This window comes from Mesorhizobium sp. M0185, from assembly GCF_040322175.1.
In the GTDB taxonomy this organism is placed as follows: Bacteria; Pseudomonadota; Alphaproteobacteria; order Rhizobiales; family Rhizobiaceae; genus Mesorhizobium.
The window spans coordinates 13,753-39,170 of sequence record NZ_JAMYSY010000045.1; the positions used below are offsets into that span (position 1 = coordinate 13,753).

Annotated in this window: 21 protein-coding genes and 1 pseudogene; 8 read left to right on the forward strand and 14 right to left on the reverse strand. The window is 63.1% G+C overall.

Annotated features, from left to right (window positions below; translation table 11 throughout):
• Positions 1–268 precede the first annotated feature (268 nt).
• Entirely contained in the window at positions 269–928 is a 660-nt protein-coding gene (locus NKJ20_RS26675; protein ID WP_023677208.1) for a GntR family transcriptional regulator, read from the forward strand.
• A gap of 3 nt (positions 929–931) precedes the next feature.
• Here NKJ20_RS26675 and doeB read toward each other — a convergent pair whose 3' ends face one another.
• The 10 genes from doeB to ehuR all read right to left on the reverse strand — a co-directional run bounded on the left by doeB (position 932) and on the right by ehuR (position 10,650).
• Positions 932–1,933 (reverse strand): N(2)-acetyl-L-2,4-diaminobutanoate deacetylase DoeB, encoded by a 1,002-nt coding sequence (gene doeB / locus NKJ20_RS26680; protein ID WP_023677207.1) that lies wholly within the window; start codon positions 1,931–1,933, stop codon positions 932–934.
• Positions 1,934–1,938: 5 nt separating this feature from the next.
• On the reverse strand, positions 1,939–3,117 hold the full coding sequence (gene doeA, locus NKJ20_RS26685) for an ectoine hydrolase DoeA (protein ID WP_352748199.1): 1,179 nt from the start codon (positions 3,115–3,117) through the stop codon (positions 1,939–1,941).
• 38 nt (positions 3,118–3,155) lie between these two features.
• Positions 3,156–4,148 carry a cyclodeaminase gene (locus tag NKJ20_RS26690; RefSeq protein ID WP_352452347.1) on the reverse strand — a complete coding sequence of 331 codons (993 nt, stop codon included), beginning with the start codon at positions 4,146–4,148 and terminating at the stop codon, positions 3,156–3,158.
• Positions 4,145–5,137, reverse strand: coding sequence for a hydroxyectoine utilization dehydratase EutB (gene eutB, locus NKJ20_RS26695; RefSeq protein ID WP_023677204.1), 993 nt, complete (start codon positions 5,135–5,137; stop codon positions 4,145–4,147). The genes NKJ20_RS26690 and eutB overlap by 4 nt, the downstream gene beginning before the upstream one ends.
• Positions 5,138–5,147: 10 nt before the next feature.
• Complete coding sequence (gene eutA, locus NKJ20_RS26700; protein ID WP_352679172.1) at positions 5,148–5,921, reverse strand: ectoine utilization protein EutA; 774 nt, start codon at positions 5,919–5,921, stop codon at positions 5,148–5,150.
• The gene (gene ehuD, locus NKJ20_RS26705; RefSeq protein ID WP_023677202.1) at positions 5,918–6,577 is read right to left on the reverse strand and encodes an ectoine/hydroxyectoine ABC transporter permease subunit EhuD; all 660 of its coding nucleotides are present in this window, start codon (positions 6,575–6,577) and stop codon (positions 5,918–5,920) included. The genes eutA and ehuD overlap by 4 nt, the downstream gene beginning before the upstream one ends.
• A 16-nt stretch (positions 6,578–6,593) precedes the next feature.
• Complete coding sequence (ehuC, locus tag NKJ20_RS26710) at positions 6,594–7,253, reverse strand: ectoine/hydroxyectoine ABC transporter permease subunit EhuC (protein WP_023677201.1); 660 nt, start codon at positions 7,251–7,253, stop codon at positions 6,594–6,596.
• A 187-nt stretch (positions 7,254–7,440) separates the two neighbouring features.
• Positions 7,441–8,292, reverse strand: a complete 852-nt coding sequence (ehuB, locus tag NKJ20_RS26715) for an ectoine/hydroxyectoine ABC transporter substrate-binding protein EhuB (protein ID WP_023677200.1) — start codon at positions 8,290–8,292, stop codon at positions 7,441–7,443.
• 65 nt (positions 8,293–8,357) lie between these two features.
• Positions 8,358–9,143 (reverse strand): ectoine/hydroxyectoine ABC transporter ATP-binding protein EhuA, encoded by a 786-nt coding sequence (gene ehuA, locus NKJ20_RS26720; protein WP_023677199.1) that lies wholly within the window; start codon positions 9,141–9,143, stop codon positions 8,358–8,360.
• A 121-nt stretch (positions 9,144–9,264) separates the two neighbouring features.
• A complete protein-coding gene (ehuR, locus tag NKJ20_RS26725; protein ID WP_352748201.1) occupies positions 9,265–10,650 on the reverse strand; it encodes a MocR-like ectoine utilization transcription factor EhuR in 1,386 nt (461 codons plus the stop codon).
• Between the two features lie 82 nt (positions 10,651–10,732).
• Here ehuR and NKJ20_RS26730 point away from each other — a divergent pair, with 82 nt between their 5' ends.
• From NKJ20_RS26730 to NKJ20_RS26750, 5 genes are all read left to right on the forward strand, one after another.
• Positions 10,733–11,224, forward strand: coding sequence for an Lrp/AsnC family transcriptional regulator (locus NKJ20_RS26730; protein WP_031211913.1), 492 nt, complete (start codon positions 10,733–10,735; stop codon positions 11,222–11,224).
• Positions 11,225–11,351: 127 nt separating this feature from the next.
• Positions 11,352–12,845, forward strand: a complete 1,494-nt coding sequence (locus tag NKJ20_RS26735; protein ID WP_352748203.1) for an NAD-dependent succinate-semialdehyde dehydrogenase — start codon at positions 11,352–11,354, stop codon at positions 12,843–12,845.
• Positions 12,846–12,880: 35 nt separating this feature from the next.
• The gene (locus tag NKJ20_RS26740) at positions 12,881–14,260 is read left to right on the forward strand and encodes an aspartate aminotransferase family protein (RefSeq protein WP_352748204.1); all 1,380 of its coding nucleotides are present in this window, start codon (positions 12,881–12,883) and stop codon (positions 14,258–14,260) included.
• A 9-nt stretch (positions 14,261–14,269) separates the two neighbouring features.
• Positions 14,270–15,418, forward strand: a complete 1,149-nt coding sequence (locus tag NKJ20_RS26745) for an alcohol dehydrogenase family protein (RefSeq protein ID WP_352748205.1) — start codon at positions 14,270–14,272, stop codon at positions 15,416–15,418.
• A gap of 219 nt (positions 15,419–15,637) precedes the next feature.
• Positions 15,638–16,750 (forward strand): nucleotidyltransferase family protein, encoded by a 1,113-nt coding sequence (locus tag NKJ20_RS26750; protein ID WP_352748207.1) that lies wholly within the window; start codon positions 15,638–15,640, stop codon positions 16,748–16,750.
• Positions 16,751–16,838: 88 nt separating this feature from the next.
• On the opposite strand, the gene NKJ20_RS26755 is transcribed toward NKJ20_RS26750, so the two are convergent.
• A complete protein-coding gene (locus NKJ20_RS26755; RefSeq protein ID WP_352748209.1) occupies positions 16,839–18,215 on the reverse strand; it encodes an aspartate aminotransferase family protein in 1,377 nt (458 codons plus the stop codon).
• A 166-nt stretch (positions 18,216–18,381) separates the two neighbouring features.
• Between NKJ20_RS26755 and NKJ20_RS26760 the strand changes: the two genes are divergently transcribed.
• Complete coding sequence (locus NKJ20_RS26760; RefSeq protein WP_352748211.1) at positions 18,382–19,500, forward strand: NAD(P)/FAD-dependent oxidoreductase; 1,119 nt, start codon at positions 18,382–18,384, stop codon at positions 19,498–19,500.
• 221 nt (positions 19,501–19,721) lie between these two features.
• Complete coding sequence (ftsZ, locus tag NKJ20_RS26765) at positions 19,722–20,729, forward strand: cell division protein FtsZ (RefSeq protein WP_023677189.1); 1,008 nt, start codon at positions 19,722–19,724, stop codon at positions 20,727–20,729.
• A gap of 43 nt (positions 20,730–20,772) precedes the next feature.
• Here ftsZ and NKJ20_RS26770 read toward each other — a convergent pair whose 3' ends face one another.
• The 3 genes and pseudogenes from NKJ20_RS26770 to NKJ20_RS26780 form a co-directional block, all read right to left on the reverse strand.
• The gene (locus NKJ20_RS26770) at positions 20,773–21,789 is read right to left on the reverse strand and encodes a phosphotransferase family protein (protein ID WP_352452367.1); all 1,017 of its coding nucleotides are present in this window, start codon (positions 21,787–21,789) and stop codon (positions 20,773–20,775) included.
• Between the two features lie 7 nt (positions 21,790–21,796).
• A pseudogene (locus NKJ20_RS26775) lies at positions 21,797–23,038 on the reverse strand (acyl-CoA dehydrogenase family protein).
• 225 nt (positions 23,039–23,263) lie between these two features.
• Positions 23,264–25,405, reverse strand: a complete 2,142-nt coding sequence (locus NKJ20_RS26780) for a beta-galactosidase (RefSeq protein ID WP_352748213.1) — start codon at positions 25,403–25,405, stop codon at positions 23,264–23,266.
• Positions 25,406–25,418 lie beyond the last annotated feature (13 nt).

Sequence of the window (25,418 nt, forward strand, 5' to 3'; positions counted from 1 at the left end):
TGTATGCAATCAGCATGCCAGTTTCAGAAATGAGATTTATTCAGTAATATCAATGAGTGTTCCGATGTGGACTGCACAAAGCCGGAGCAATTGCATACACTTTTTGCCTCCAAAATCGCCAATTTGACATGAAGGCTAAAACATAGGCATACAGAGATGCGGAGGAATCGAAGCCGGTGAGTGGCTTACGGCTCTAGCGAAAAGACTGGACGGAGGAGAGGTGTCGGGAAAGCGCAATTTGATCAGGTCGGGCACGACCGTCGATCAGATGGTGAGGGCGATCAGCGACCGGATCGTCACCGGTTTCCTGCGCCCGGGCGAAAAGCTCGACGAGGCCTCGCTCGCCGCCCGCTTCGACGTCTCACGCACGCCGATCAGGGAAGCGCTCAGCCGGCTCAGCGCCATGGGGCTGGTCGAAAGGCGGCCGAACCGCGGCGCCACCGTCGCCGTGGTGACGCAGGAGCACCTCGCCTCGATGTTCGAAAGCATGGCCGAGCTTGAAGCGATCTGCGCGCGGTTCTCGGCCGAGCGCATGACCGCTGGCGAGCGCCGCACGCTGGAGGCCGAGCACCAGGCCTCGGCGCGCTTCGTGCAGCTCGGTGCCGAAGAAGAGTATGAGCTTTTCAACACCGAATTCCACACCCGGCTCTATCGCGGCGCCCACAGCAAGCACATTTATGAACTGACCGTCATGACCCGCGGCCGCCTGGCGCCGTTCCGGCGCGCGCAATTCATGCTGCCCGGGCGGCTGGCCCAGTCCTGGCAAGAACATGACGCCATCGTCACCGCAATCATGCGCGGCGACAGTGCGGCGGCCGGAACAGCCGCCAAGGATCATGTCTCGATCGTCAGCGAGGCGAGCGCCGTCTTTGCGATCGGCGATCGCCCCAAAGGCAGGACCGAGCCGTTCCCGACATCGGCTTCCTAACCGTCAATCGACCAGCACGGCGACCACGGCAGCGCAGTCGCCGGCCTTGACCAGCCCCGGAAAATGCCGCGCCGCCAACAGACCGGACATTTTGGCCCGGATCTCCTGCGGAGCGCCGCCGGTGCGGCCTATGGAATGGATACGTGCCAGCACCTGGTTCTCTGCCACCGGCTCGCCGAGATCGATCATGGTTTCGATCATCCCGTCGTCCTCGGCGAACGAGAAGCAATCGCCGGACGGCATGTCGAGCCAGCGGGTTGGCTGCATCTCGACCGCGCCGGCGACGATGCCGGCATGGCGCAGCACATTGAGCACGCCGCGACGTGCGATCCGTACCGTTTCCGCGCGCGAAGTCCCGCCGCCGCCAAGCTCTGTGGTGATGAACAGCTTGCCCATCTCTTCGGCGGCAGTGTCGAACATGCCGACCGCGTCGATCTCCAGCATTTTCATCGACCATGGTGCGGAGAAGGCTTCAACCGCAGCGAAACCCTTCGCTTCCAGCACCTTGTCGGGCCGGATGTGGGCGGCGCAGAACGGCACGAAGTCGAGCGTCTTGCCGCCGGAGTGGAAGTCGAGCGCGATGTCTGTACGGGGCAGAAGCTCGCGCTGGAAATAATCAGCGATCTTCTCGGTCACCGTGCCGTCGGGCCGGCCGGGAAAGCTGCGGTTGAGATTGCCCTTGTCGATCGGCGAGGTGCGCGTGCCGGCGCGGAACGCCGGATAGTTCATCGCCGGCACGATGATGATCGTGCCGCTGACTTGCTTCGGGTCGAGCGTACGGGCGAGGTCATAGAGCGCCAGCGGCCCCTCGTACTCGTCGCCATGATTGCCGCCGGTGAGCAATGCGCTCGGCCCCTTGCCGTTGCGGATGACGCAGATCGGGATCATCACCGACCCCCAGGCGGAATCGTCGCGGCTGTAAGGCAGGCGCAGGAAACCGTGCTGCACGCCGTCGCGCTCGAAATCGACGGTCGGCGTGATCGGTGACGGGCGAAGGCTGGACATCGGACTCAATTCTTCACCACCAGTTTGCGCGGCACATTCGCCAGGCACTCGACGCCCGTCTCGGTGATCAGGATGGATTCGGTGATTTCCAGCCCCATCGTCTCAAGCCACAAGCCGGTCATGAAATGGAAGGTCATACCGGGCTTCAACTCGGTGCGGTCGCCTGGACGCAGGCTCATCGTGCGCTCGCCCCAGTCAGGCGGATAGGAAAGCCCGATCGGGTACCCGGTGCGGTTGTCCTTGACGATGCCGTACCGCTTCAGCACCGCGAAGAAGGCGTTGGCGATGTCCTCGCATGTGTTGCCGGGCTTGGCGGCGGCAAGTCCCGCCTCCATGCCTTCCAGCGTCGCCTTTTCTGCATCGAGGAATTCCGGCGTCGGTTTACCAAGGAACACGGTCCGCGACAGCGGGCAGTGATAGCGGTTGTAGCAGCCGGCGATCTCGAAGAAGGTGCCCTCGCCCGATTTCATCGGCCGGTCGTCCCAGGTCAGATGCGGCGCCGATGCGTCGGCGCCTGACGGCAGCAGCGGCACGATCGCCGGATAGTCGCCGCCGATGCCGTCGACGCCGCGCGTGCCGGCATCGTAGATCTCGGCGACCAGGTCGCATTTGCGCATGCCGACCTCGATCTTATCGACGATGCGCTGGTGCATCGCTTCGACGATGCGGGCGGCCTTGCGCATGTAGTCGATTTCGGTCGGGCTCTTCACCGCGCGCTGCCAGTTGACGAGTGCCGTGGCGTCGACGAAGCGGGCATTGGGTAAGTGCTTCTGCAGCGCTGCGAAGGCAGCGGCCGAGAACCAGTAATTGTCCATCTCGACGCCGATGCTGAGCTTGCCCCAGCCGCGATCGGAGAGCACGCTGGACAGAAAATCCATCGGATGGCGCTCGGTCGACTGCACATAGTGGTCGGCATAGCCGATGATGTTGTCGTGCGCGAGATAGGCGGTGCGCTTGGCGCCGTTGGCGTCCTGGCCGCGCCCGTACCACACCGGCTCGCCCGACGGCGGCACGATGACAGCCTGGTGCACGTAGAACGACCAGCCGTCGTAGCCGGTCAGCCAGGCCATGTTGGACGGATCGCTGACGATCAATAGATCGACGCCCTTGGCCTCCATGACCTTCCGCGTTTTGGCGAGGCGCTTCGCATATTCGCCGCGCGAGAATTTCAAATTGGGCTGCATTGTTCTTGGTCCTCGTTTGTTGGGCCTTGCGGCCAGCATCAGCTTTCGAAAATCGTACCGGTCTTGGCTGCACGCGCACGGTCGCGGGCGAGCGTGGCGATCGCCGTGTCCTGCACGCCGGTGCCGGTCAGGTCGGCAATGGTGATGTCGCTGTCCGAGCGCCGGCCATGCCTTTCGCCGGCGATGATGTGGCCAAGCTCGGTGATTTCGGCATCGGACGCCATCACGCCCGCCGCGATAGCATGGTGCAGTTCGCCCAGCCGGCGCGTCTGTTTGGCGCTATCGGCGACGTAGAGATCGGCCATGCGCAGGATCGCCGGCGCGATCTCGTTCTTGTGCTCGGCATCCGAGCCCATGGCAGTGATATGCTGGCCGGCGGAAACGAAGCCGGCCTTGATCAGCGGCTCGGTCGACGGCGTCGTGGTGACGATGATGTCGGCATCGGCCGCAGCCTTTGCCGCGTCGGGCTCGGCGTGAACGGCGATGCCCAGTCTTTCGGACAATGCGTCGGCCGCGGCCTCGGCCTTGGCGGCATCCCTTGCCCAGACGCGAGCCTCGGTGATCGGCCGCACCAGCATCAGCGCTTCGAGCTGCAGTCCGGCCTGAACACCGGCGCCGAAGATCGCGGCAACGGAGGAACCCGGCCGCGACAGATGTTTGGCGGCGACCGCACCGGCGGCGGCCGTGCGGATGTCGGTGAGATAGCCATTGTCGAGCAGCAGCGCCTCGACCAATCCGGTTTTCGCCGACAGCAGCACCATCATGCCGTTGACGCTGGGCAGGCCGAGCTTGGGATTATCGAAAAAGCCAGGGCTGATCTTGATAGCAAAACCGTCGATACCCGGTACATAGGCGGTCTTGACGTCGACCTCGCCGCGATGCTCTGGAATGTCCAGCCGCAGGATCGGCGGCATCGCCACCGGCAAGGTAGCGAGCGCCCGAAACGCGTTCTCGACGCAGGCGATGGCATCAAGATCGAGCTTCACGATCTTGCGCAATTCAGCTTCGGTGAGGATCGTCATCCGGCTCATGCTGCGCTCTCCGCAATTGCTTCGCCGCAGATGATCTTGCGGTGCAGTGTCATATCGATGTTGCGGCCGGACAGCACGAGCACCGTCGGGCCGCTCGCCCTGACCTTGCCGGCAAGCACGGCTGCGATGCCGACCGCGCCGGCGCCTTCGACGATCTCGCGCTCCTGTTCATAGGCATGGCGGATGCCGGTGGCGATCTCGCCCTCGCTGAGCAGGATCACATCGTCGAGCAGGTCGCGGCACATGGAAAAGGTCAGCCGGTTGTCGAGGCCTATGCCGCCGCCGAGGGAATCGGCCAGTGTCGGCAGTTCCTCGACCAAAACCGGATGTCCGGCGTCGAGGCTCGCCTTCATCGCCGCACCGCGCGCCATTGAAACGCCCATCACCTTCGTCGCCGGGCTGACGCCCTTCACGGCAGCAGCTACGCCAGCCGCCAGCCCACCGCCGGAAAGCGGCACCAGCACCAAGGCGGCGTCCGGAACCTGTTCGATGATCTCCAGCCCGAGCGTGCCTTGCCCGGCGACAATGGCAGGATGGTCGAAGGGCGGCAGCATGATCAGCCCCTCTTCCGCGACCAGCCGTTCGACCTCCCGCTGCGCATCGTCCTGGCTGTTGCCGACGATGCGGATCTCGGCGCCGAGCCGACGGATCTCGTCCAGCTTGTTCTGCGGCACCAGCCGCGACATGCAGATCGTCGCGTCGATACCTTGCAGTCGAGCGGCATAAGCCAGCGCCCGGCCGTGGTTGCCGGTCGAGGCAGCGACGACGCCGCGCGCCTTCTCCTCTTCTGTCAGCGAAGCGATAGCGTTCGAGGCACCGCGCAGCTTGAAGGCGCCGGTGGTCTGCCGGTGTTCGAGCTTGAGATAAACAGGAGCGTCCAAGTGCTGGGAAAGACTCCGGGAAGTGACGGTCGGCGTACGCTCGACCTTGTCTGCGATGCGCTCGCGCGCGGCGTGGATATCGGAGAGGCTTATCCTGGACGTGGTCATGGCTTATCAATCAGTTCAGCGGCAGCGTCATCAGACGGCCGAATTCAGGGCGCGGCTCGTCGTCGTCGCAAAGCCGCAGGCAATTCCAGGCTGTCGCCTGGTTGCTGGTGACGACAGGACGGCCGATGGCTTCTTCCATGCCGACAACTGCCGCCGCGGACCGCAGTGCCGTGCAGGAGACAAACAGCGCGTCCGAGTGTTCGGCCATCGCCTCGCGAGCCAGATCGACCAAGGATTTCGGCGCAATCCGCGCCATCTCGCGATCATCCTCGAAGCCGAGGCAAGTGAAGCTAGCGATCTCGAAACCATGCTCGGTGAAATAGGCCGCCATCGGCCGGCTGGTCTCGACCGTATAGGGCGTGAGGATGCTGATCGTCTTGGCGCCCAGCGCCTTCAGGCCGCGCACCCCGGCCATCGGCGGCGTGACCACCGGCACGCCGGGCTTGGCGGCCTGCACCGCCGCCTCGATTTCGGCATCGCCGATCACGACGGAAGCTGAGGTGCAGGAATAGCAGATCGCATCGAGCGGCTCGTCGGGCAGGATCAGGGCCGCGGCCGCCGTCAGTGACGGCTGCATCTTGCGCAAATTGTCCGGCGTCGTCGGGTTGGCGTAGGGGATGCGCGCGACATAGACGCCGATACGATCGCTTGCCACCATGCGGTGAAAATCCGGTTCGCTCGTATGGTCGGTGGCAAGGATGATCAGGCCGACCCGCTTTTCCAGCGGACGCGCATCGAGCGGCGGCCGGGCCGGGCGCAGGCGGATTTCGGGTGCAGCGCTCATCTTTCGATCCGCCCATAACGGTGTTCCAGCCAGCGCAGCAGCACCACCGAGAACAGGCTGATGGCGAGGAAGAAGGCGCCGACCAAGGTGATCGGTTCGATATACCGATAATAGGTATTGGCGACGCTCTTGGCCTGGTTCATCAGTTCGAGCACGGTGATCGCCGACAGCAGCGGCGTCTCTTTGAACATGGCGATGAAATAATTGGCAAGCGCCGGGATCATCGGCGGGATCGCCTGCGGAATGATGATGTGCGTCCAGGTCTGGGTGGCGTTCAGATTGCAGGCCTTGGCCGCTTCCCACTGGCCGCGCGGAACATTATCGATGCCGGCGCGGTAGACCTCGGCCGTGTAAGTGCCGTAATGCAGCCCGAGACCGATGACGCCCGCGACAAGCGGCGGCAACAGGATGCCAAAATCCGGCAGCACGTAGAAGATGAAATAGAGCTGCACCAACAGCGGCGTGCCACGGATGAACTCGGCAAGGAAACCGACGGTGCGCGACAGAGCCCTGTTCGGCGACCGGCGCGCCAATGCGATGCCCAACCCAACGATGGCCGCCAGCACCGAGCCAAGCAGCGTCGCCAGGATGGTGATCTTCACCCCCTCGATCAGCGTCGGCAGGATCTGCCGGACAAAATCCCAATCCCATTCCATTATCAGGCCCGGTCCATCATACGCGCACCCCGTCGAGGCCACGAGCCATGCGGCGTTCCAGCGACCGCACGCCCCATGAGATGAGCAGCGCCAGGACGAAATAGATGACGAGGATGGTGCTGAACGGCACCAGAGTATTGCCGGTCTGCGAGCGCACCACCTGCGCCTGGAAGGTCAGGTCGGCGAGCGAGATTAGCGAAACGACGGCGGTGGCCTTGAGCAATTCAATGGCGTTGTTGCCGAAGGTTGGCAGCATCACCAGAAGCGCCTGCGGCAAGATGATATGGTGCATGGCTTGCCAGCGGCCGAGATTGAGGGCGGTGCAGGCCTCATATTGTTCGCGGCCGATAGACTTGATGGCGCCACGCACCACTTCCGCCGCATAGGCGCCGACATTGAGGCCCAGCGCCAGCACCCCGGCCTGCAGCGGCGTCAACGAAATGCCGGCAAAAGGCAGCACGAAATAAGCCCAGAACAGCTGCACGAAAATCGAGGTGCCGCGGAAGAACTCGATATAGGCGGTGGCCAGCGCGCGTAGCACGAAAAACCGCGACAGCCGCCCGAGCCCGGCAAGAAAGGCCATGACCAAGGCCAGCACCGACCCCATCAGCGTCAGCTCGATGGTGACAAGCGCTCCTTGCAATATCAGGCCGAAATAGCCGGACCATTGGGTCATTGGGTCGAAAGTTTCCGCGTTGAATGTCTAGCGACACGTTGGTTCCAGCGTCCTTCTCCCCGTTCACGGGGAGAAGATGCCGGCAGGCAGATGAGGGGCAGCGCGAACCAACCGGAGTATGGCGCCGCCCCTCATCCGGCCCTTCGGGCCACCTTCTCCCCGTGAACGGGGAGAAGGAAGAACGCACCTACTTCGCCGAGCAGAGCTTGTCGCGGCTCGTCGACATTGCCGCCGCCGCCGAGAAGCCGTAAGGCTCGATGATCTTGGCGAACTCGCCGGACTTCTTCAGTTTCGCCAGCTCGACATCATAGGCGTCGCGCAGCGCTTCGTCGCCCTTCTTGAAGGCCGCGCCGTCGCAATAGACCGGCGCACCGACCACCGGCGCGATGACTTCGAGGTTCGGATCATTGGCTTTCTTGACCAGGTCGTTGATCGACAGCACGGGCAGCGAATAAGCATCGATGCGGCCGTCCTGCAGCATCTTCAGGCCGCTCTGGCCGTCCGGCACGACGATGACGCGCTCGCGCGGCACACCTGCGGTGAGCGCAAGCTTCTCTTCGGTGCCGCCACCCGGCGCGCCGATCGTGGCGCTCGCGTCCTTCGCGACGTCCTCGTAGCTCTTGAAGCCCTTCGGGTTGCCCTTCTTCACCAGCATCGCCTCGGCGTCGCACAGCACCGGTTCCGAATAGGCGACCGCAGCACAACGTTCCGGCTTCATGAACAGGCCGGCAGTGACGACGTCGAAACGGCCGGCCTGCAGGCCGGGAATCATCGCGCCATATTCCGAGATCGAGGCGACGATATCGTTGACGCCAAGGCGCTTGAAGATTTCACGGGCAACGTCAGGCGCCGCACCCGAAACCTTGCCGTCGGCAGCGACCGCCGTATAGGGCGGCTCGTTGGCGATGGCGACGCGGGCAAAGCCTTGCGCCTTGAGCTCTTCGAGCTTGCTGTCGTCGGCCGAGCCGGCCGTCGAGGCGGCCAGCACCGCCGTCAGCGCGATACCGGCGACGCCGGCCAAAATGGCAAATTTCTTCATTGTTCCCAACTCCTTGTTTGTCTGTCTTCTTGGCTTGCTTGAGGCGTCGCCGCCTCGCATGGCAGTCAGACCCGATGTCCGGCCGCAATGATCTTCTTCAGGAAACCTTGCGTGCGCTCCTGTTTGGGATGGCGGAAAATCTCGTCGGGCTTGCCCTCCTCGACTATTCTGCCGCGATCGAAGAACAGCACCCGGTCGGCGAAGTCATGGGCGAAACCCATCTCGTGGGTGACCAGCAGCATGGTCATGTCGGTCTCGGCCGCGAGCTTGCGCATGACGTTGAGCACCTCGTCGACGAGTTCCGGGTCGAGCGCCGAGGTGACCTCGTCGAACAGCATGATCTTCGGCGACAGCGCCAGCGCCCGCGCAATCGCGACGCGCTGCTTCTGGCCGCCTGAAAGCTGCGCCGGCATCGCCTTGGCCTTGTCGACCATGCCGACCATGTCGAGCAGTTCCATCGCCCGCTTTTCGGCGGCGGCCCGCGGCACGCCTTTGGTCAGCATCGGTGCCAGCGTCACATTGTCGATGACGCATTTGTGCGGAAACAGATTGAACAGTTGGAAGACCATGCCGATCTTCTGGCGCATCTTTGCCAAATGCCGTTCATCGGCCGTCAGCAGCCGGCCGTTACGCTCCATGTGGTACAACTGTTCGCCGTCGACTTGGATGTGGCCGCTGTCGATACGCTCCAGCGTCATCAGGATGCGCAGGATCGTCGTCTTGCCCGAACCCGACGGGCCGATCAGTGCCAGCTTCTCGCCGGGCATGACTTGCATCGAGAGGCCGTCCAGCACCTTGAAGGTGCCGAAGCTTTTTGAAATGCCGTCGATCTTGATGATGGGCGCCGACAATGGATTTCCCGTGCTGGAGAAGCTTGCCTTTAACGATGCGGATCGCGGCAAATCATGTCAATCAAGAAAATAATATCATGACAATATTTCGGATTCCGCACAATTTCGCGCCATTCGCCGTCTAGATCGCAAGCAGGAGATGCTCGGGATCGCCGAGCAGAAGCTTGGTGACAACGCCGAGACCGGCACGCAGTTCCCCCTCCGTGGTCGAGCCAAGCGAAATCCGGACAGCTGGATGCCAAGGCGTCTGCGAAATGCGAAACGACGTACCGGGCGCGATCGCCACGCCCTGCAGGCGGGCCTGGGAAACAAAGCTTTCCTCGCCGCGATCATCGGGCAGTTGCAGCCAGACATGCAGCCCGTCGCGATGAGCCCGATAGTCCACTCCGGCGAGCACCTCGGCGGCGATGTCCAGACGCCGCCGCAAAGCCATACGCTGCCATCGCACGAGTTCCATCGCGGTGCCGTCGGCCACCCATTTGGTGGCGATCTCGGCCACCAGCGGCGTCGCCATCCAGTTCGAGACGAGATGGCGGTTGGCGACCGCGGCGACATAACGATCGGGCGCCGCGAGATAGCCGATGCGCAGGCCCGGCACCACGATCTTGGTGAAGGAGGTGACGTAGAGCGTGCGCTCGGGCGCGAAGGCGGCTACCGGCGGCGGCCGGTCCTCGACCAACGGGCCGAGGACGTCGTTTTCGATAATGGCGATGTCATGCCTGCGCGCAACGGCGGCAATCTGTTCGCGCCGGCCGGCATCCATCAGGGTGGCCGTAGGGTTGATCACCGACGGCTGCACGAACACGGCGCGGATGTCCGACAGCCGGCAGGCCTCGTCCAGCGCTTCCGGGATCAGCCCATTGTCGTCGATCGGCAAACCCTCAAGGTTGAAGCCGAGATAACGCGCCAGCGGGATCAGCGTGTGGTGGCCGATCGCCTCGGTGGCGACGGTCGAACCCGGCGGCGCCACGCTCATCAGCGCCACTGTCATCCCTGCGGTGGCGCCGTTGGTCAGGCTGATGTTCTGCGGCGACGCGTCGAGGCCACAGAGGCGTAGCCACTCGACACCCACCGCGCGGTGGCGCGGGAACACCATGTTCGGCCTGAACGACAGCGCCGAGCTCGACGGCAGGTTTTCGGCGAGCCAGCCCAGCGCCTGTCTCAGCCGCTCCAGATGCATCGGTTCGCAGACCGGCTTCAGGATGGAGAGATCGATGACCTCGCCCAGCCGCTCCGGCAGATAGGGCGGCTCCGGCTCGCGGCGCTGCGTCTGCACGAAGCTGCCGCGGCCGACCTCACCGGACACCAGCCCGCGGCGGATCAGCTCCTCATAGGCGCGGCTGACCGTCTGCACGGAAAGTTGCAGATCGTCAGCCAACTGCCGGTGCGTCGGCAAGCGCGCGCCATTGGCCAGGCGCCCGTCATGGATGGCGCGCGCCAACTGGTCGGCGAGCGATTGATAGGCCGGCCGCCGGATAAGAGCGGGATCTGGTCGCCAAAATGTCATGACTTATTAGAGATCGAAATCAGTGCAATTGACAATCGAAATAATGCGCCGTCATGGTGTCCGGCACTAGAAGTGGACGATCATGGCTGCAGCGAAACTCGATCCGATCGACCTGAAAATCCTCGACGCCATCCAGCGCGACGGGCGCATCACCAAGCTGGCGTTGGCCGAGAAGGTCGGCCTGTCGCCGACGCCTTGCTGGATGCGACTGCGCAAGCTGGAAAAAGCCGGCATCGTCTGCGGCTATCATGCCAGGATCGCCATGCGCGCCATCGCACCGGTCGCCACCGTGCTGATGGAGGTGACGCTGGCTAGCCACCGCCAGGCCGATTTCGACCGTTTCGAGCGCGTCATCCGCGACATCCCCGAGATCGTCGCCTGCTGGTCTGTCGGCGGCGGCGTCGATTACCTGCTGAAGGTGATGGCGCGCGACATCGACGCCTATCAGCGGCTGGTCGACACTCTGCTCGAGCGCGAGATCGGCATCGACCGCTATTTCACCTATATCGTCACCAAGACGGTGAAGGAGGAGAGTGTACTGCCGGTGGCGGACCTGTTGCCGGCATCTTCCTGATACCGGAGAGATCGTCTGGCTGGGCAGGGCAATAGAGACAATCTCTCTACGTGCAGGCACGCAAACAGCCTCTCTGTTTGCGCGGCAGAGATAGTCTTGCGGCATCACCCGAACCGGGAGCCCGATGATGTCCGCACATTTTGCCCGCTCGCACCGCCATGAAGCACTTGATCGCCTCGCCGATCGGCGGCTGCTGCGCGAACTCGCCTATGTCGCTGGCCACTGGACGGCGAGCGAGACGGCGGAGAGTTTCGAGGTGACCGATCCGGCCACCGGATCCACCGTCGCTTTCGTTGCCGCGCTCGATGCCCGGCAGACCACATTGGCGATCGATGCGGCATCGCGCGCCCTTCCTGCCTGGCGCGCATTGCTGCCGCAGGAACGGTCGAAAATCTTGCGAAAATGGTTCGATCTGATCGTCGCCGCCAAAAATGACCTGGCCCTGCTGATGACGCTAGAGCAAGGCAAGCCGCTGAAGGAATCGCGCGGCGAGATCGACTATGCCGCCTCTTTTGTCGAATGGTATGCCGAGGAGGCCAAACGTCTCAACGCCGAAGGCTTCACCAGCCATCTGCCAAATGCCGAGATGGTGGTGCGACGCGAACCGCTTGGTGTCGTCGGCGTCGTCACGCCGTGGAATTTTCCCGCGGCCATGCTGACCCGCAAGGCGGCGGCCGCCCTCGCCGCCGGCTGCACCATCGTCGCGCATCCTTCCTCGGAAACGCCGCTGTCTGCACTGGCGTTGGCCGAGCTTGGCGAACGTGCCGGCCTGCCGGCTGGCGTGTTCAACGTCCTCTCCGGCAGGGCTTCGATCATCGTCGGGCGGATGTGCGAAGACCCGCGCGTTCGCGCCATGAGCTTCACCGGCTCGACCGAGATCGGCAGGCTGATCGCCGCGCAAAGTGCGCCGACGATGAAGCGTCTTGTGATGGAGCTTGGCGGTCATGCGCCTCTGATCGTCTTCGCCGACGCCGATCTCGACAAGGCTGTGACCATCGCCGTCGACGCTAAATTCGCGACCTCCGGCCAGGACTGCCTCGCCGCCAACCGCATCTATGTCCAGCGCCCGATCTACGACCGTTTTTGCGCCGCCTTCACCAAGCGCATCGAGACGTTGCGGACCGGCAATGGCCTGGCTGACGACACCGACATCGGGCCGTTGATGCACGAGCGCGGCGTCAAGAAGATCGAAGAGCAGGTCGCCGATGCGCTGGCTGGTGGCGCGCGCTGCCTCACCGGCGGTGGCCGCCATGTGGCTGGGCCGCTGTTCTACCAGCCGACCCTGCTCGCCGACGTTGGAGACGACGCGCTGATCATGCGCGAGGAGACCTTCGGTCCGGTTGCGGCAGTGACGCCTTTCGACAGCGAAGAGGAAGTTGTCGCCCGCGCCAATGCGACAGAATACGGGCTCGTCGCCTATGTCGTCACTGAAAACGGCGGCCGGCAATTGCGCATGGGCCGCGCGCTCGACTATGGCATGGTCGCCATCAACCGCGTGAAGATCACCGGCGCGCCGATCCCCTTCGGCGGCGTCAAACAGTCCGGCATGGGCCGCGAGGGCTCGCGTCACGGGCTCGAAGCCTTTACCGATCTCAAATATCTCTGCCTCGACGTAGCGTAAGCCGCGCCCGACACTTTCCCTTAGGAGTTAAAAAAATGCTCGACCAGTCAAACGAACTCGCCGCCTGGGATCGCGATCATTTCTTCCATCCCTCGACCCATATGGGAACGCATGCGCGGGGTGAATCACCGACCCGCGTGATCGCCGGCGGCGAAGGCGTCACCATCTGGGACAATAATGGGCGCAAGAGCATCGATGCCTTCGCCGGGCTCTACTGCGTCAATGTCGGCTATGGCCGCCAGAAGATAGCCGACGCCATCGCCGCGCAGGCCAAGAACCTCGCCTATTACCACGCCTATGTCGGGCACGGCACCGAGGCATCGATCACGCTTTCCAAGATGATCATCGACCGCGCGCCCGAGGGCATGTCGAGGGTCTATTTCGGCCTCTCCGGTTCCGATGCCAACGAAACCAACATTAAGCTGATCTGGTACTACAACAATGTGCTCGGCCGGCCCGAGAAGAAGAAGATCATCTCGCGCTGGCGCGGTTATCACGGCTCCGGGATCATGACCGGATCGCTGACCGGCCTCGACCTGTTCCACAACGCCTTCGATCTGCCGCGTGCGCCGGTCCTGCACACCGAGGCGCCCTACTATTTCCGCCGCGCCGACCGCTCGCTGAGCGAGGAGCAGTTTTCGCAATACTGTGCCGACAAGCTCGAGGAGATGATTCTCGCCGAAGGGCCGGAGACGGTCGCCGCGTTCATCGGTGAGCCTATCCTCGGCACCGGCGGCATCGTGCCGCCGCCGGCCGGCTACTGGGAGAAGATCCAGGCGGTGCTGAAGAAGTACGACGTGCTTCTGGTTGCCGACGAGGTCGTCACCGGCTTTGGCCGGCTGGGCACCATGTTCGGCTCCGACCATTACGGCATCAAGCCTGACCTGATCACCATCGCCAAGGGCCTGACCTCGGCCTATGCGCCGCTCTCCGGCGTCATAGTCTCAGACAAGGTCTGGCAGGTGCTCGTCCAAGGCTCCGACAAGCTCGGCTCGCTCGGCCATGGCTGGACCTATTCGGCGCACCCGATCTGCGTCGCCGCCGGCGTCGCCAACCTGGAACTGATCGACGAGATGGACCTGGTGCGGAACGCCGGCGAGACCGGCGCCTATCTCCGCGCCGAGCTGACGAAAGCCGTCGGCGGCCACAAAAACGTCGGCGAGGTGCGCGGCGACGGCATGCTGGCGGCGATCGAGTTCGTCGCCGACCGGGACGACCGCGTATTCTTCGACGCCTCGCAAAAGATCGGACCGCAGGTCGCGACCGCGCTTGCGGCAAGCGGCGTCATCGGCCGCGCCATGCCGCAGGGCGACATTCTCGGTTTCGCGCCGCCGCTCTGCCTGACGCGGGAAGAGGCTGATATCGTCGTGTCGAAGACGGCCGACGCGGTGAAGAGCGTGTTTGCAAACATCTGAAGAGCCGACATGAATGCCATGACCAAAACCCTCCCCGCCACCATGGCCGCCGTGCAGCTGATCGGGCACGGCGGGCCGGAAAAGCTCGTCTATCGCACCGACGTGAAAGTGCCCTCGCCCGCCCGGGGCGAGGTGCTGGTCAAGGTCACCGCTTGCGGCATGAACAACACCGATGTCTGGGTGCGCCAGGGCGCCTATGGCACGGAGGAGGATGCCGCCGCTGTGTCGACCTGGCGTCGTCAGGGCAATACGCTGAGCTTCCCGCGCATCCAGGGCACCGACACGGTCGGCAACATCATTGCCGTCGGCGACGGCGTGTCGCCGGCCCGCATCGGCGAGCGGGTGATGGTCGATTTCTCCATCTACAATCGCGACGACGATTCACTCGCCGACATCGACTATATGGGCCATGGCCGCGACGGCGGCTATGCCGAATACCAGGCAGTACCGTCCGAAAACGCCCATGTCGTCGACACCGATCTGAGCGATGTCGAGCTTGCCACTTTCTGCTGCGCCTATCTCACCGGCGAGCAGATGTTGGAACGCGCCGCATTGAAAGCCGGCGAGCGTGTGCTTGTCACCGGCGCCTCTGGCGGCGTCGGCTCCGGCATCGTGCAGCTGGCGCGGGCGCGCGGCGCCATTCCCTATGCGGTTGCCGGCAAGGGCAAGGAACAGGCCGTGCGTGAGATCGGCGCCGAGGCGGTGATCACCCGTGGCGTTGCCGATCTGCCGGCCGCCGTCAGCGCGGCGACCGGCGGGCGGCCAATCGACGTGGTCGCCGATCTGGTCGGCGGCGCCATCTTCAATGACCTCTTGCGCATCTTGAGGCCCGAAGGCCGCTACACCACGGCCGGCGCGATCGCCGGCCCGGTCGTGCAGCTCGACCTGCGCACCATGTATCTGAAACAGCTGCAACTGCATGGCTCGAGCCAGGGCACACGGGCGGATTTCCGCCGCATCGTGCGCTACATCGAGGAGAAGAAGATCCGGCCGCTGGTCGGCGGCGTCTACAAGCTGTCCGATTTCCATCGCGCCCAGGCCGATTTCATCGCCAAGGATTTCGTTGGCAAGCTGGTGGTCGTGCCGGATGCGGTCGCCAAAATAGCGCGTCGACCAAAAACGCCTATCACAGGCTCGGGCCGTTCGCAGACGCGGTGAGGTCGAGCGCCACATCCAAGCAGCGTTTTCGTGATGGCTTTGTTTATCTGAATGAGCAAAACCCATTCTGATTTGGCTGCACGCCGGCGACAAGGATTCCTGACCCTCTCCTGCGGCATTATAAGGTTTTCGCGATTTTCTTATAACACCCGCTTGCGTCCCTTGAGGTCATGCCGCTATAAGAGAACCGCATTTTTCTTATAACCGGAGCCGCCCGACATGAAGACGGTCGACCTCGTTTACCGCACGATGTATGCGGAACTCGTCCAGCGATCCTTGGACGCAGCCTTCGAAACCGATTTCCCTACGACGGGCAATCTCGTCAAGGTGCCCGTCAAGGGCAAGGTATACTGGTATTTCGAGGAAACGCAACCGACGAAAACGCGACGGTATGTCGGGCCTGACAGCGATCCCGAGATTGCAAAACGCGTCGAATCCTTCCGTCAGATCAAGGACGACCTTCGCGCCCGCAGGAAGTTGGTATCCACGCTCGTGCGCGAGGCAGGGCTGACAGAACCCGAAAGGTTCACCGGGGATGTCGTCGAGGCGCTGGGGAAGGCTGGCATCTTCCGCTTACGCGGCGTCCTGGTCGGCACAGTCGCCTTTCAGTCCTACGCGGGCTATCTGGGCGTGAAGCTGCCCGGTGCAGCGTTGCAGACGGGCGATGCAGACTTCGCCCTATTCCATTCCGTGTCGGCCGCGGTCGAGGACAGCCTGCCGCCCATCCTCGAAATCTTGAGGGAGATCGACCCAACCTTCAGGGAAATCCCTTACAGATCAGATCCCGGACACGCGACGCAATTCGAGAACGCAGTCCGATACAAGGTCGAGTTCCTTACACCGAACACGGGCAGCGATGACTACGCCGATCATGCAACCTCGATGCCGTCTTTGGGCGGTGCATCCGCGCAGCCTCTTCGGTTTCTCGATTTCCTGATCCACGAACCAATCAGAACTGTGCTGCTGCATCGATCGGGAGTGCCTGTCGTGGTACCGTCGCCCGGACGATATGCGGTTCACAAGCTGATCGTTGCCTCGCGCCGACAGAACAACGCAAACGGCGTGGGCAAGCGGGAAAAGGATTTCCGCCAGGCAGCACTTCTGGTCGAGGCACTGGAAGCTACCCGTCGCCAGGACGATCTCGCCGTCGCGTTTTCGGAAGCGTGGGACAGGGGGAAACATTGGCGTGAAGCGATACAAAAAGGACTTGGCTTGATTCCCCAGAAACAGCGTGGCGACGTCGAGGCGACGATCGTCAACGCACTTTCAGGAATCGGCGAGGAACTGGAAGGATTCAGCGGCTCATCTGCGAAAACAAAGCACGGAGACTAAACGGCAGCAACGGGTGTGGAGGGTAACCTTCTGCCAGCCGTCGCCGAGGCGTTTTTGTTTTCAGGTTTCAAAAATCGACTTTGCCTATTCAGCTCTGCGATCGGATCTGCTTGGCGGCAGCCTCGAGCGACCGTTCAAACGCGTCGATCACCTGGTCGACCTGCGGCTCGGTGATGATCAGCGGCGGGCAGAAAGCCAGCGCATCGCCCATATTGCGCGAGATGACGCCGTTCTGCTGCATGAAGCCGTTGACGAGCCCGCCCAGTTCACTGGTCTTCCCCCACGGCGCCTTGTTCGCCTTGTCGCCGACCAGTTCGACCGCCGAAATCAGGCCGATGCCGCGCACCTCGCCGACAAGCGGGTGCGAAGCGAGCGTGCGCAGCCGCTTCAGCATATGCGCGCCGACCGCACGCGCATTGCCGACAAGGTCGCGCTCCTCGATCAGCTTCAGGTTCTCGAGCGCGACCGCTGCCGCAACAGGATGGCCGCCGCCGGTGAAACCGTGGCCGAAGGTGCCGATACGGTTGCTTTCGTCGGCGATCGGCTCGAATACCTTGTCATTGATCAGCAGGGCTGAGATCGGCAGGTAGGACGAAGAGATCTGTTTCGATAACACCATGATGTCGGGCCTGATGCCGAAGGTCTGCGAGCCGAACATCTCACCAGTTCGGCCAAAGCCGCAGATCACCTCGTCGGCGATGAGCAGGATGTCGTATCTCGACAGGACCGCCTGTATCTTCTCCCAGTAGCCCGCCGGCGGTACGATGACGCCGCCGGCGCCCATGATCGGTTCGCCGAAAAAGGCGGCGATGGTTTCCGGTCCTTCGGCGAGGATCAGCTTTTCCAGTTCGTCGGCAAGCCGCGTCGAAAACAGCTCCTCGCTTTCACCCGGCAGCGCCTCGCGCCAATGGTGCGGCGTCGAGGTATACAGCACATTGGCAATCGGCAGGTCAAAGGAAGTGTGGTTGTTGGGCAGTCCGGTCAGGCTTGCCGAGGCGATGGTGACGCCGTGATAGCCCTTCTTGCGGCTGATGATCTTCTTGCGCGCCGGCTGGCCGAGCGCATTCGACCGGTACCAGATCATCTTCATGGCCGTATCGTTGGCCTCGGAGCCGGAATTGCTGAAATACGCCTTGCTCATCGGCACCGGCGCCATCTGCACCAGTCTCTCGGCGAGATCGATCAGCGGCGAATGCGATTTGGAGCCGAAATCGTGATAGTAAGGCAGCTTCGACATTTGCCGTACTGCCGCATCGACCAGCCGCTTCTCCGAAAAGCCGACCGCGACGCTCCAGAGCCCCGCCATCGCCTCGATATAGCGGTTGCCGGCAAGGTCCTCGACATAGATGCCGTCGCCCTTCTCGATGACGAGCGGCCCCGACTCCTGATGCTTGCGCGCATTCGTATAGCCATGCATGTGAAAGCTTATGTCGCGGGCTTCGGGTGAATTCGGTCTTGCGTCCATGACGGCTCCTGATGCTGACGCGGAACAATCCTGCCGCCGGTCCGGCTCAGCAGGTCCCCGTGCGTTATGCCGTTTGATGCATCTTTCTCGAACGGTATAGTGTCAAGCGCTTTCGACAGGGCCAGCGGATGGATGGACGCATGCAGAACTTCGGCTTGACCTAACCGTGGACCATGTCGACTGCATTGTCGCCGGCGCCGGCGTTGTTGGCCTGGCGATCGCGCGAGAGATGGCGCAGCGCGGCATCGATACGCTGGTCCTGGAAGCCGAGAACGCTATCGGCACCGGGACAAGTTCGCGCAATTCCGAGGTCATCCATGCCGGCCTCCACTATCCGGTTGGATCGCTGAAAGCCCGGTTCTGCGTGGCCGGCCGGGAAAGACTCTATCGCTATTGCGAGGAGCGGGCGGTCCCACACGCGCGCTGCGGCAAGCTCATCGTTGCCACAAATGCCGAACAGGAGCCGGTGCTCGCCTCAATCCGGGCCAATGCACGCACTTGCGGCGCCGGCGACCTGTTGCGCTTGAGCGAAGCCGAGGCGCATACGCTGGAGCCCAGCCTTAAGTGCACGGCGGCGCTGCTGTCGCCCGCCACCGGCATCATCGACAGCCATGCCCTGATGCTCGCCCTGTTGGGCGACGCCGAGGAGCACGGGGCGGCACTTAGTCTCAACACGCGCATCGCCTCCGGCCGCATCGAAGCAGGCCGCGTCGTGCTCGAGACGGTGGACGCTGCCGGCGGCGAGCGCTTCGAGATCGCCACTCCGCGTTTCGTCAATGCCGCCGGGCTTGGCGCCGCAGCCCTTGCCGGTTCGCTTGAAGGGCTCAATCAGCAATTCGTGCCAAAGCTCCATTATGCCAAGGGCAATTATTTTTCGGTGGCCGGCCGTGCGCCGTTCTCGCGATTGGTCTATCCGGTGCCCGAACCCGGCGGGCTCGGTGTTCATCTGACGCTCGACCTCAACGGCGTCACCCGCTTCGGGCCGGACGTCGAATGGACCGATCAACTCGACTATCGCGTCGATCCGGCTCGTGGCGAACGCTTCTACAGCGAGATCCGCAAATACTGGCCGGCCCTGGCCGATGGCAGCCTGCAGCCCGCCTATAGCGGCATCCGGCCAAAACTGTCCGGTCCCGGTGCGGCCAACGCCGACTTCGTCGTCCAGGACGTGGCGGTGCACGGCGTGGATAGCCTGGTCAACCTGTTCGGCATCGAAAGCCCGGGCCTGACCTCCTGCCTGACAATTGCCGACCATGTCGCGCAGTGCCTCGCGCCGAAGTTGTAGCGTGCGGCGCCCCGCGCCGCGATCTGCACTGTATCAAGGCGCATTGCGTGAATTTTCAGACGCAAGTCGCCTATGAGGCACATCGCGCACTTGCAGCCCGCTCCGCGCTCTGATTCCCTTCGTGCTGGGCTGTCCTGATTCGCACTGCCCGGTTCAAAGTTTTCGCAGTGCGCCCGGGACAAGCTTCCAGCGACCACTCGGCGTATCCAGGGAGAACGGCAATGAACACCGCGACGAGGCCGGTAATCTCGGAGATGAGGCCCAAGATCACCGTCGTCGGGGTCGGCGGCGGCGGCGGCAACGCCGTCAACAACATGATCGCCGAAGGCCTGCAGGGCGCGGAATTCATCGTCGCCAACACCGATGCCCAGGCCCTTGCCATGTCGAAGGCAACGAGGCTGATCCAGTTGGGCGCTCATATCACCGAAGGTCTCGGCGCCGGGTCCCTGCCCGAGGTCGGCCGTGCCGCGGCCGTGGAATCCATCGACGAGATCATGGATCACCTTGCTGGAACGCACATGTGCTTCGTGACCGCCGGCATGGGAGGCGGAACCGGCACCGGTGCCGCGCCTGTTATAGCGCAGGCAGCGCGGGCAGCCGGAATACTGACCGTTGCCGTCGTCACCAAGCCATTCGTCTTCGAAGGCAGGCGCCGCATGTACGCTGCCGATGAGGGCATCGAGCGCCTGCGCGAAAGCGCCGATACCGTCATCGTCATTCCCAACCAGAACCTGTTCAGGATCGCCGACGCCAGAACCACGTTCGCCGACGCCTTCGCCATGGCCGACCGGGTCCTCTATGCGGGTGTCGGCTGCATCACCGATCTGATCGTCAAGGAAGGCCTGATCAATCTCGACTTCGCCGATGTGAAGTCGGTGATGCGCGACATGGGCCGCGCCATGATGGGAACCGGCGAAGCCGCCGGAGAAGGCCGCGCCAAGAAGGCAGCGGAAGCGGCAATCGCCAACCCGCTGCTCGACGAAGCTTCGATGATGGGCGCCAAGGGCGTCCTTGTCTCGATATCGGGCGGCATGGACATGACGCTGTTCGAGGTCGACGAAGCCGCTACCCGCATCCGCGAGGAGGTCGACAACGATGCCGACATCATCGTCGGCGCCATCTTCGACAAGGCACTCGCCGGAAAATTCAGGGTGTCGGTCGTGGCGACCGGCTTGCGGCGTGGCCTGGAGATTCCACTGCTTGCCGAACCGGAAGTCCGCATGAACTGAACGCGTATCGCTGCAACTCGCTCAGCCGACCGCCAGCCTCGCGTCACCAGGGCCGCGCGCCGTCGATGACTTCCATGGCGCGTAGAGCAAAACAGCCGGCCAGCGGTGCCACATCCGCCGCATCGGCCGCAACCGCGCTGCCGGCCAGCACGCGGTCGGCGATGCCGACGAAGATCACGGCAAAGCGGAACATGGCAAACACCAGATGGAACCGCTGCAGCGGCGCCGTCGGCACGGCGTGGGCGAAGTAATGATCGAGGAATTCGCGCTGTGTCGGAATCCCGAGCGCTGCCTGATCAAGGCCGAGGATGCCGCCATATTCGTCCGATGAGGAATGCCAGGGCATCGAGCAGAAGCCGAGATCAGCAAGCGGATGGCCGAGGGTCGATAACTCCCAGTCGAGTATGCCGATCACCTCGGGCCGCTCGGGATGGAAGATGAGATTGCCGAGACGGAAATCGCCATGCGCGATCGAAACGTGGCCGTCATCTGGCGGAAGATGTCGCGGCAGCCATTCGGCGACGGCTTCGAGCGCGGCAATGCGCTCGCTCGGCGATTCCCGCAACTGTCTGGTCCAGCGCGCGATCTGTCGCTCAAAATAGTTCCCGGGACGGCCATAGTCGCCGAGCCCAACCTCTTCCGGCCGGACTGCGTGCAGCTTTGCCAGCGCCTCGGCCATGCCGAAATAGATGCCGCGCCGCTCGTCCGGCGCCAGTCCCGGCAACGAGCCATCGTGGAACACCCGGCCGTCGAGCCGCTGCATCAGATAGAACGGCGTGCCGAGCGGCTCGTCGCCGTCGTGATAGAGCACCGGCCGCGGCACCGGCACCTTTGTCGACGCTAGCGCCTCGATCACCCGGTACTCGCGATCGACCGCATGAGCGCCGCGCAGGATCGGTCCCGGAGGTTTCTTGCGCAGAACCATGCGGCGGCCGCCATAGTCGACGAAATAGGTCGGGTTGGATTGGCCGCCGACGATCCGCTCAAGCGACATTTGGCCATCGCCAAAATGCGCTCTCAGAAAATCCTCCAGGCGTACTGGATCGAAATCCATCCTCATTGCCGGCTCAGCGGTTCCCGCCGCGACCTGTTTCGTCTTGTCTGCCGGCTTCGACATGCCAGCGCCAGAAGCCCGCACCTTCCTCGTTGAGAAAGCGGTTGAGCACCATCTTGTGGACCTCGTCGGCGCCGTCGACCAGGCGAGCCTGGCGGGCGTAGCGGTAGATCCATTCGAGTACAGTGTCTTTCGAATAGCCGCGGGCGCCGTTGATCTGGATCGCCACGTCGGCGGCTTCATGCAGCACATTGGCGACCTGGATCTTGGCCATGGAGACCTCCTTGCGGGCAAAGCCGCCGCGATCGAGCTCCCAGGCCGCCTTCATCACCAGCAGCCGCCCGATCTCGATGCGCATGGCAAGGTCGCCGAGCATCAGCTGGATACTCTCATGGTCGGCCAAAAGCTGCCCGAAACCGCTACGCTCGGCGGCATAGGCGCGCGCGATCTCGATGCAGCGCTTGGCAAGCCCGAGCCAACGCATGCAATGGGTGAGCCGCGCCGGACCGAGCCGGACCTGGGTAACCATGAGGCCGCTGCCTTCGCCGGCAAGCACGTCCTCGACCGGGACTTCCAGGCCGTCGAACTCCAGCTCGCAATGGCCGCCATGTTCTTCCGGTCCCATGATCTCGATGCGCCGCACGATCCGCCAGCCCGGCTGGTCCTTGTGGAACAGCAAGGCCGAAAGGCCGTGACGCGGATCGTCCGAAGTGCGCGCAATGAGAATGAAGTGGCTCGCCTCTTGCGCGCCGGTGATGAACCATTTGCGGCCTTTGACGACATATCTGTCGCCGCGCCGTTCGGCTCTGGTCATGATCATCGACGGGTCGGAGCCGCCGCCCGGATGCGGTTCCGTCATTGCGAAGGCCGAACGCACCTTGCCCTCGACGATCGGCTTCAGCCATCTTTGCTTCTGCTCCGGCGTTCCCAGTCGCTCCAGCACCATCATGTTGCCATCGTCGGGGGCCGCGGAATTGAACACGACCGGACCGAAGATCGAGCGGTTCATCTCTTCATAGCAGACGGCCATATCCACCTTGGAAAGGCCGGCCCCGCCGGTCTCGGGTTTCAGCTGCAGGCATCACAGGCCGGCTGCTTTCGCCTTGCCCCGCAGCGTTTCAAGCAGCGGCAGCGCAATATTGCCATGGCCGTCATAGCAAGCCTTGTCAGCCTCGAGCGGCAGGATTTCGCGCTCGACGAAATCGGCGATCCGGCTGCGGAAGGCCTCGGTTCGGACGGAAATGCCGAAATTCATGGCGCTCACAAGGATGAAACGAGATGCCGCCATCGGCTCCGATGGTCGCGCCGGTAGTGGAACTGCCGTCGTTGAATGGGAGCAACAGCAGTTCGCCGGCCGTTCCTTGCGCACGTTCAAAGCGCCGGTTCGATATGGATCGATGCCCGGCGTGCTGCCGATGGCGGTCGAATTCCAGGATCAAAGAGTACTCAGGTTTCGTATGGCTAACGTCCGCTACAATGCTCAGATCAATTCGAGGACAGCGCAGCCATAGCCGTCCAGCGTCAACACTCCGGGGACAGGCCCTTCGCTATCGAGCAAGTTGCTGCCGAAGGGAACGCCGGTTACCGTAACGGGCGTGTCTTTGATGTTTTGCACGAACAACAGCCGGCGTTCGTCATTCTCGCGCATCGTGACCTCGACGCCGTCCGGCAGATCCGGAACCAGAGGCTCCACATTCGCATCCACGAAAGTGCGCGTAGCGAGTTGAGCTGTCAGCTCCGGGGTTAGATAAGTGCCGACATAGAGCACACGGCCCTTGCCGACGGCGCGGGAGGTAATTGCAGGCGTTCCTGCCGCGTAGCGGTTCGACCAAACCCCTACAATTTCGACTTCCGGTTCGACTGCAAGGTTCTCATAGAAATAACCGGCATCGAACTCGTGGTTTCCGACGGTGAAACGACGGATACGGCGGCTGGATTCGGCCGGTCTGTCGGGAGGAATGACGAGCCCGCCGGAGCGCGACATGGTATTGAACAGGCCATTGGCCCCAGGTGCCGCCAGCCGCCCGAAATCCTCGACGCGAACGCCGGTCAGCTTCGAGAGCGACTGGCCCGGCGCTGTCTCGCGGATGACGTGGTTGTTTTCGTCGCGGGTTCCCGTGCGCGCGCCGATGATGACGGTACCGCCATTTTCGGCAAAGACTTGCAGCCGCTCGGTCCAGCTGTCCTTCCAGATCACCCAATGCGGCACGTAGAACACCTTGAGCTTCGACAGATCGTCTTCCGGGTGGATGAAGCCGCAGGCGATGCCGCGGTCATAGCAATACTGATGCAGCAAGGTTGCATCATCCTGCGGACTTGGCAGGCCGATGGGGAAGGTCTTGTGGGCTTCCTGATTGTCGAAGTCCGAGCCGGCGATGCCGACATCCATCCGCACATGGGTGCCTAGGATCTTGTCTTTAAGCGCCGTCATCTCGGTGGCGAACTGCCTGGCTTCGTCATAGCGGCGGCGAGCGACATCATCGTGATCGATGATGCCCATCCAGTATATCTCGGCGCCGAAATGTGCGGGACGCCAGCGGAAGAACATGATCCCATCGGCGCCACGCGCAACCGACGACATCGCCATGCGTCGCATTTCGCCCGGCTCCGGCGTCAGCGTGCAGAAGCCCGGCTGGGCGCCAAAGCCCGACTGTTGTTCCGGCACTATGTAGTTGCCGGAAAATCCCCTGCAGATGTCGAGATGCAGCGCCTGGATCTTGGCGTGATTGCCGAGGCGAAAGAACTCGTCATAGAGGAACGGATAGATGTCGTAGCCGACGAAGTCGAGATCGGTGGAGAATTGGCCGCGAAAGTCGATGTCACGCAATCCGCCGAGATTGTGGAAGATGAACCAACCGGCATTCGCTTTTCTCAGGATCTCGACCTGGTCGTGCTGGAACCGTGCTGTCGAAAAGGCGAGAAAACGGTGGTAGTCCTGGAGGTGACCGGGACCGGGAAAGGACGGTGAGAATTCCAGCGGGAAGACAATTTCGCTGAAATCGCCGTAAGCCGTCGCCCAGAAGTCGCCACCCCAGGCGAAGTTCAGCCTGTCTATCGTCTGGTAGGTTTCCTGGAGATAAGCCTGGAATTCCTTCAATGCCGACGGCGAGTAGGATTCCGGCATGCTGGTGTTGAGTTCGTTGTCGGTCTGCCAGCCAATGACATTTGCGTTGTCGCGGTAGTGGTCCACCATCGCCCTGGTAATCTTGCGGCTATAGTCGCGAAACACCGGGCTGCTGGTGTCGGCATACTGGCGCGAGCCGTGGCCCATCGACCGGCCATTTCCATCAAGCCGCAGGATTTCCGGATGCTTTGCGGTCAGCCAGCGCGGCGGGGTGGCGGTCGGCGTGCACAGGATCGTGTTGACGCCGTGACGCGCGAGGCCCTCGATTGCCCGGTCGAACAGGTCGAAATCGAAGGTGCCTTCACGCGGTTCGAAAATGTGCCAGGCGAATTCGCCGAGGCGGGCGACGTTGAAGCCGGCCTCGGCCATGCGCCGGGCGTCGTTGTCCCAGTAACTCTCGTCCACATGTTCGGGGTAGTGCGGCGCGCCGACCAGAAAGCGGTCGGTCTGGATCGTGCGCCAGACCGACAGGGCGCGGCCTCTTGAAGTCTTGTTCACGAAGGATACTCCT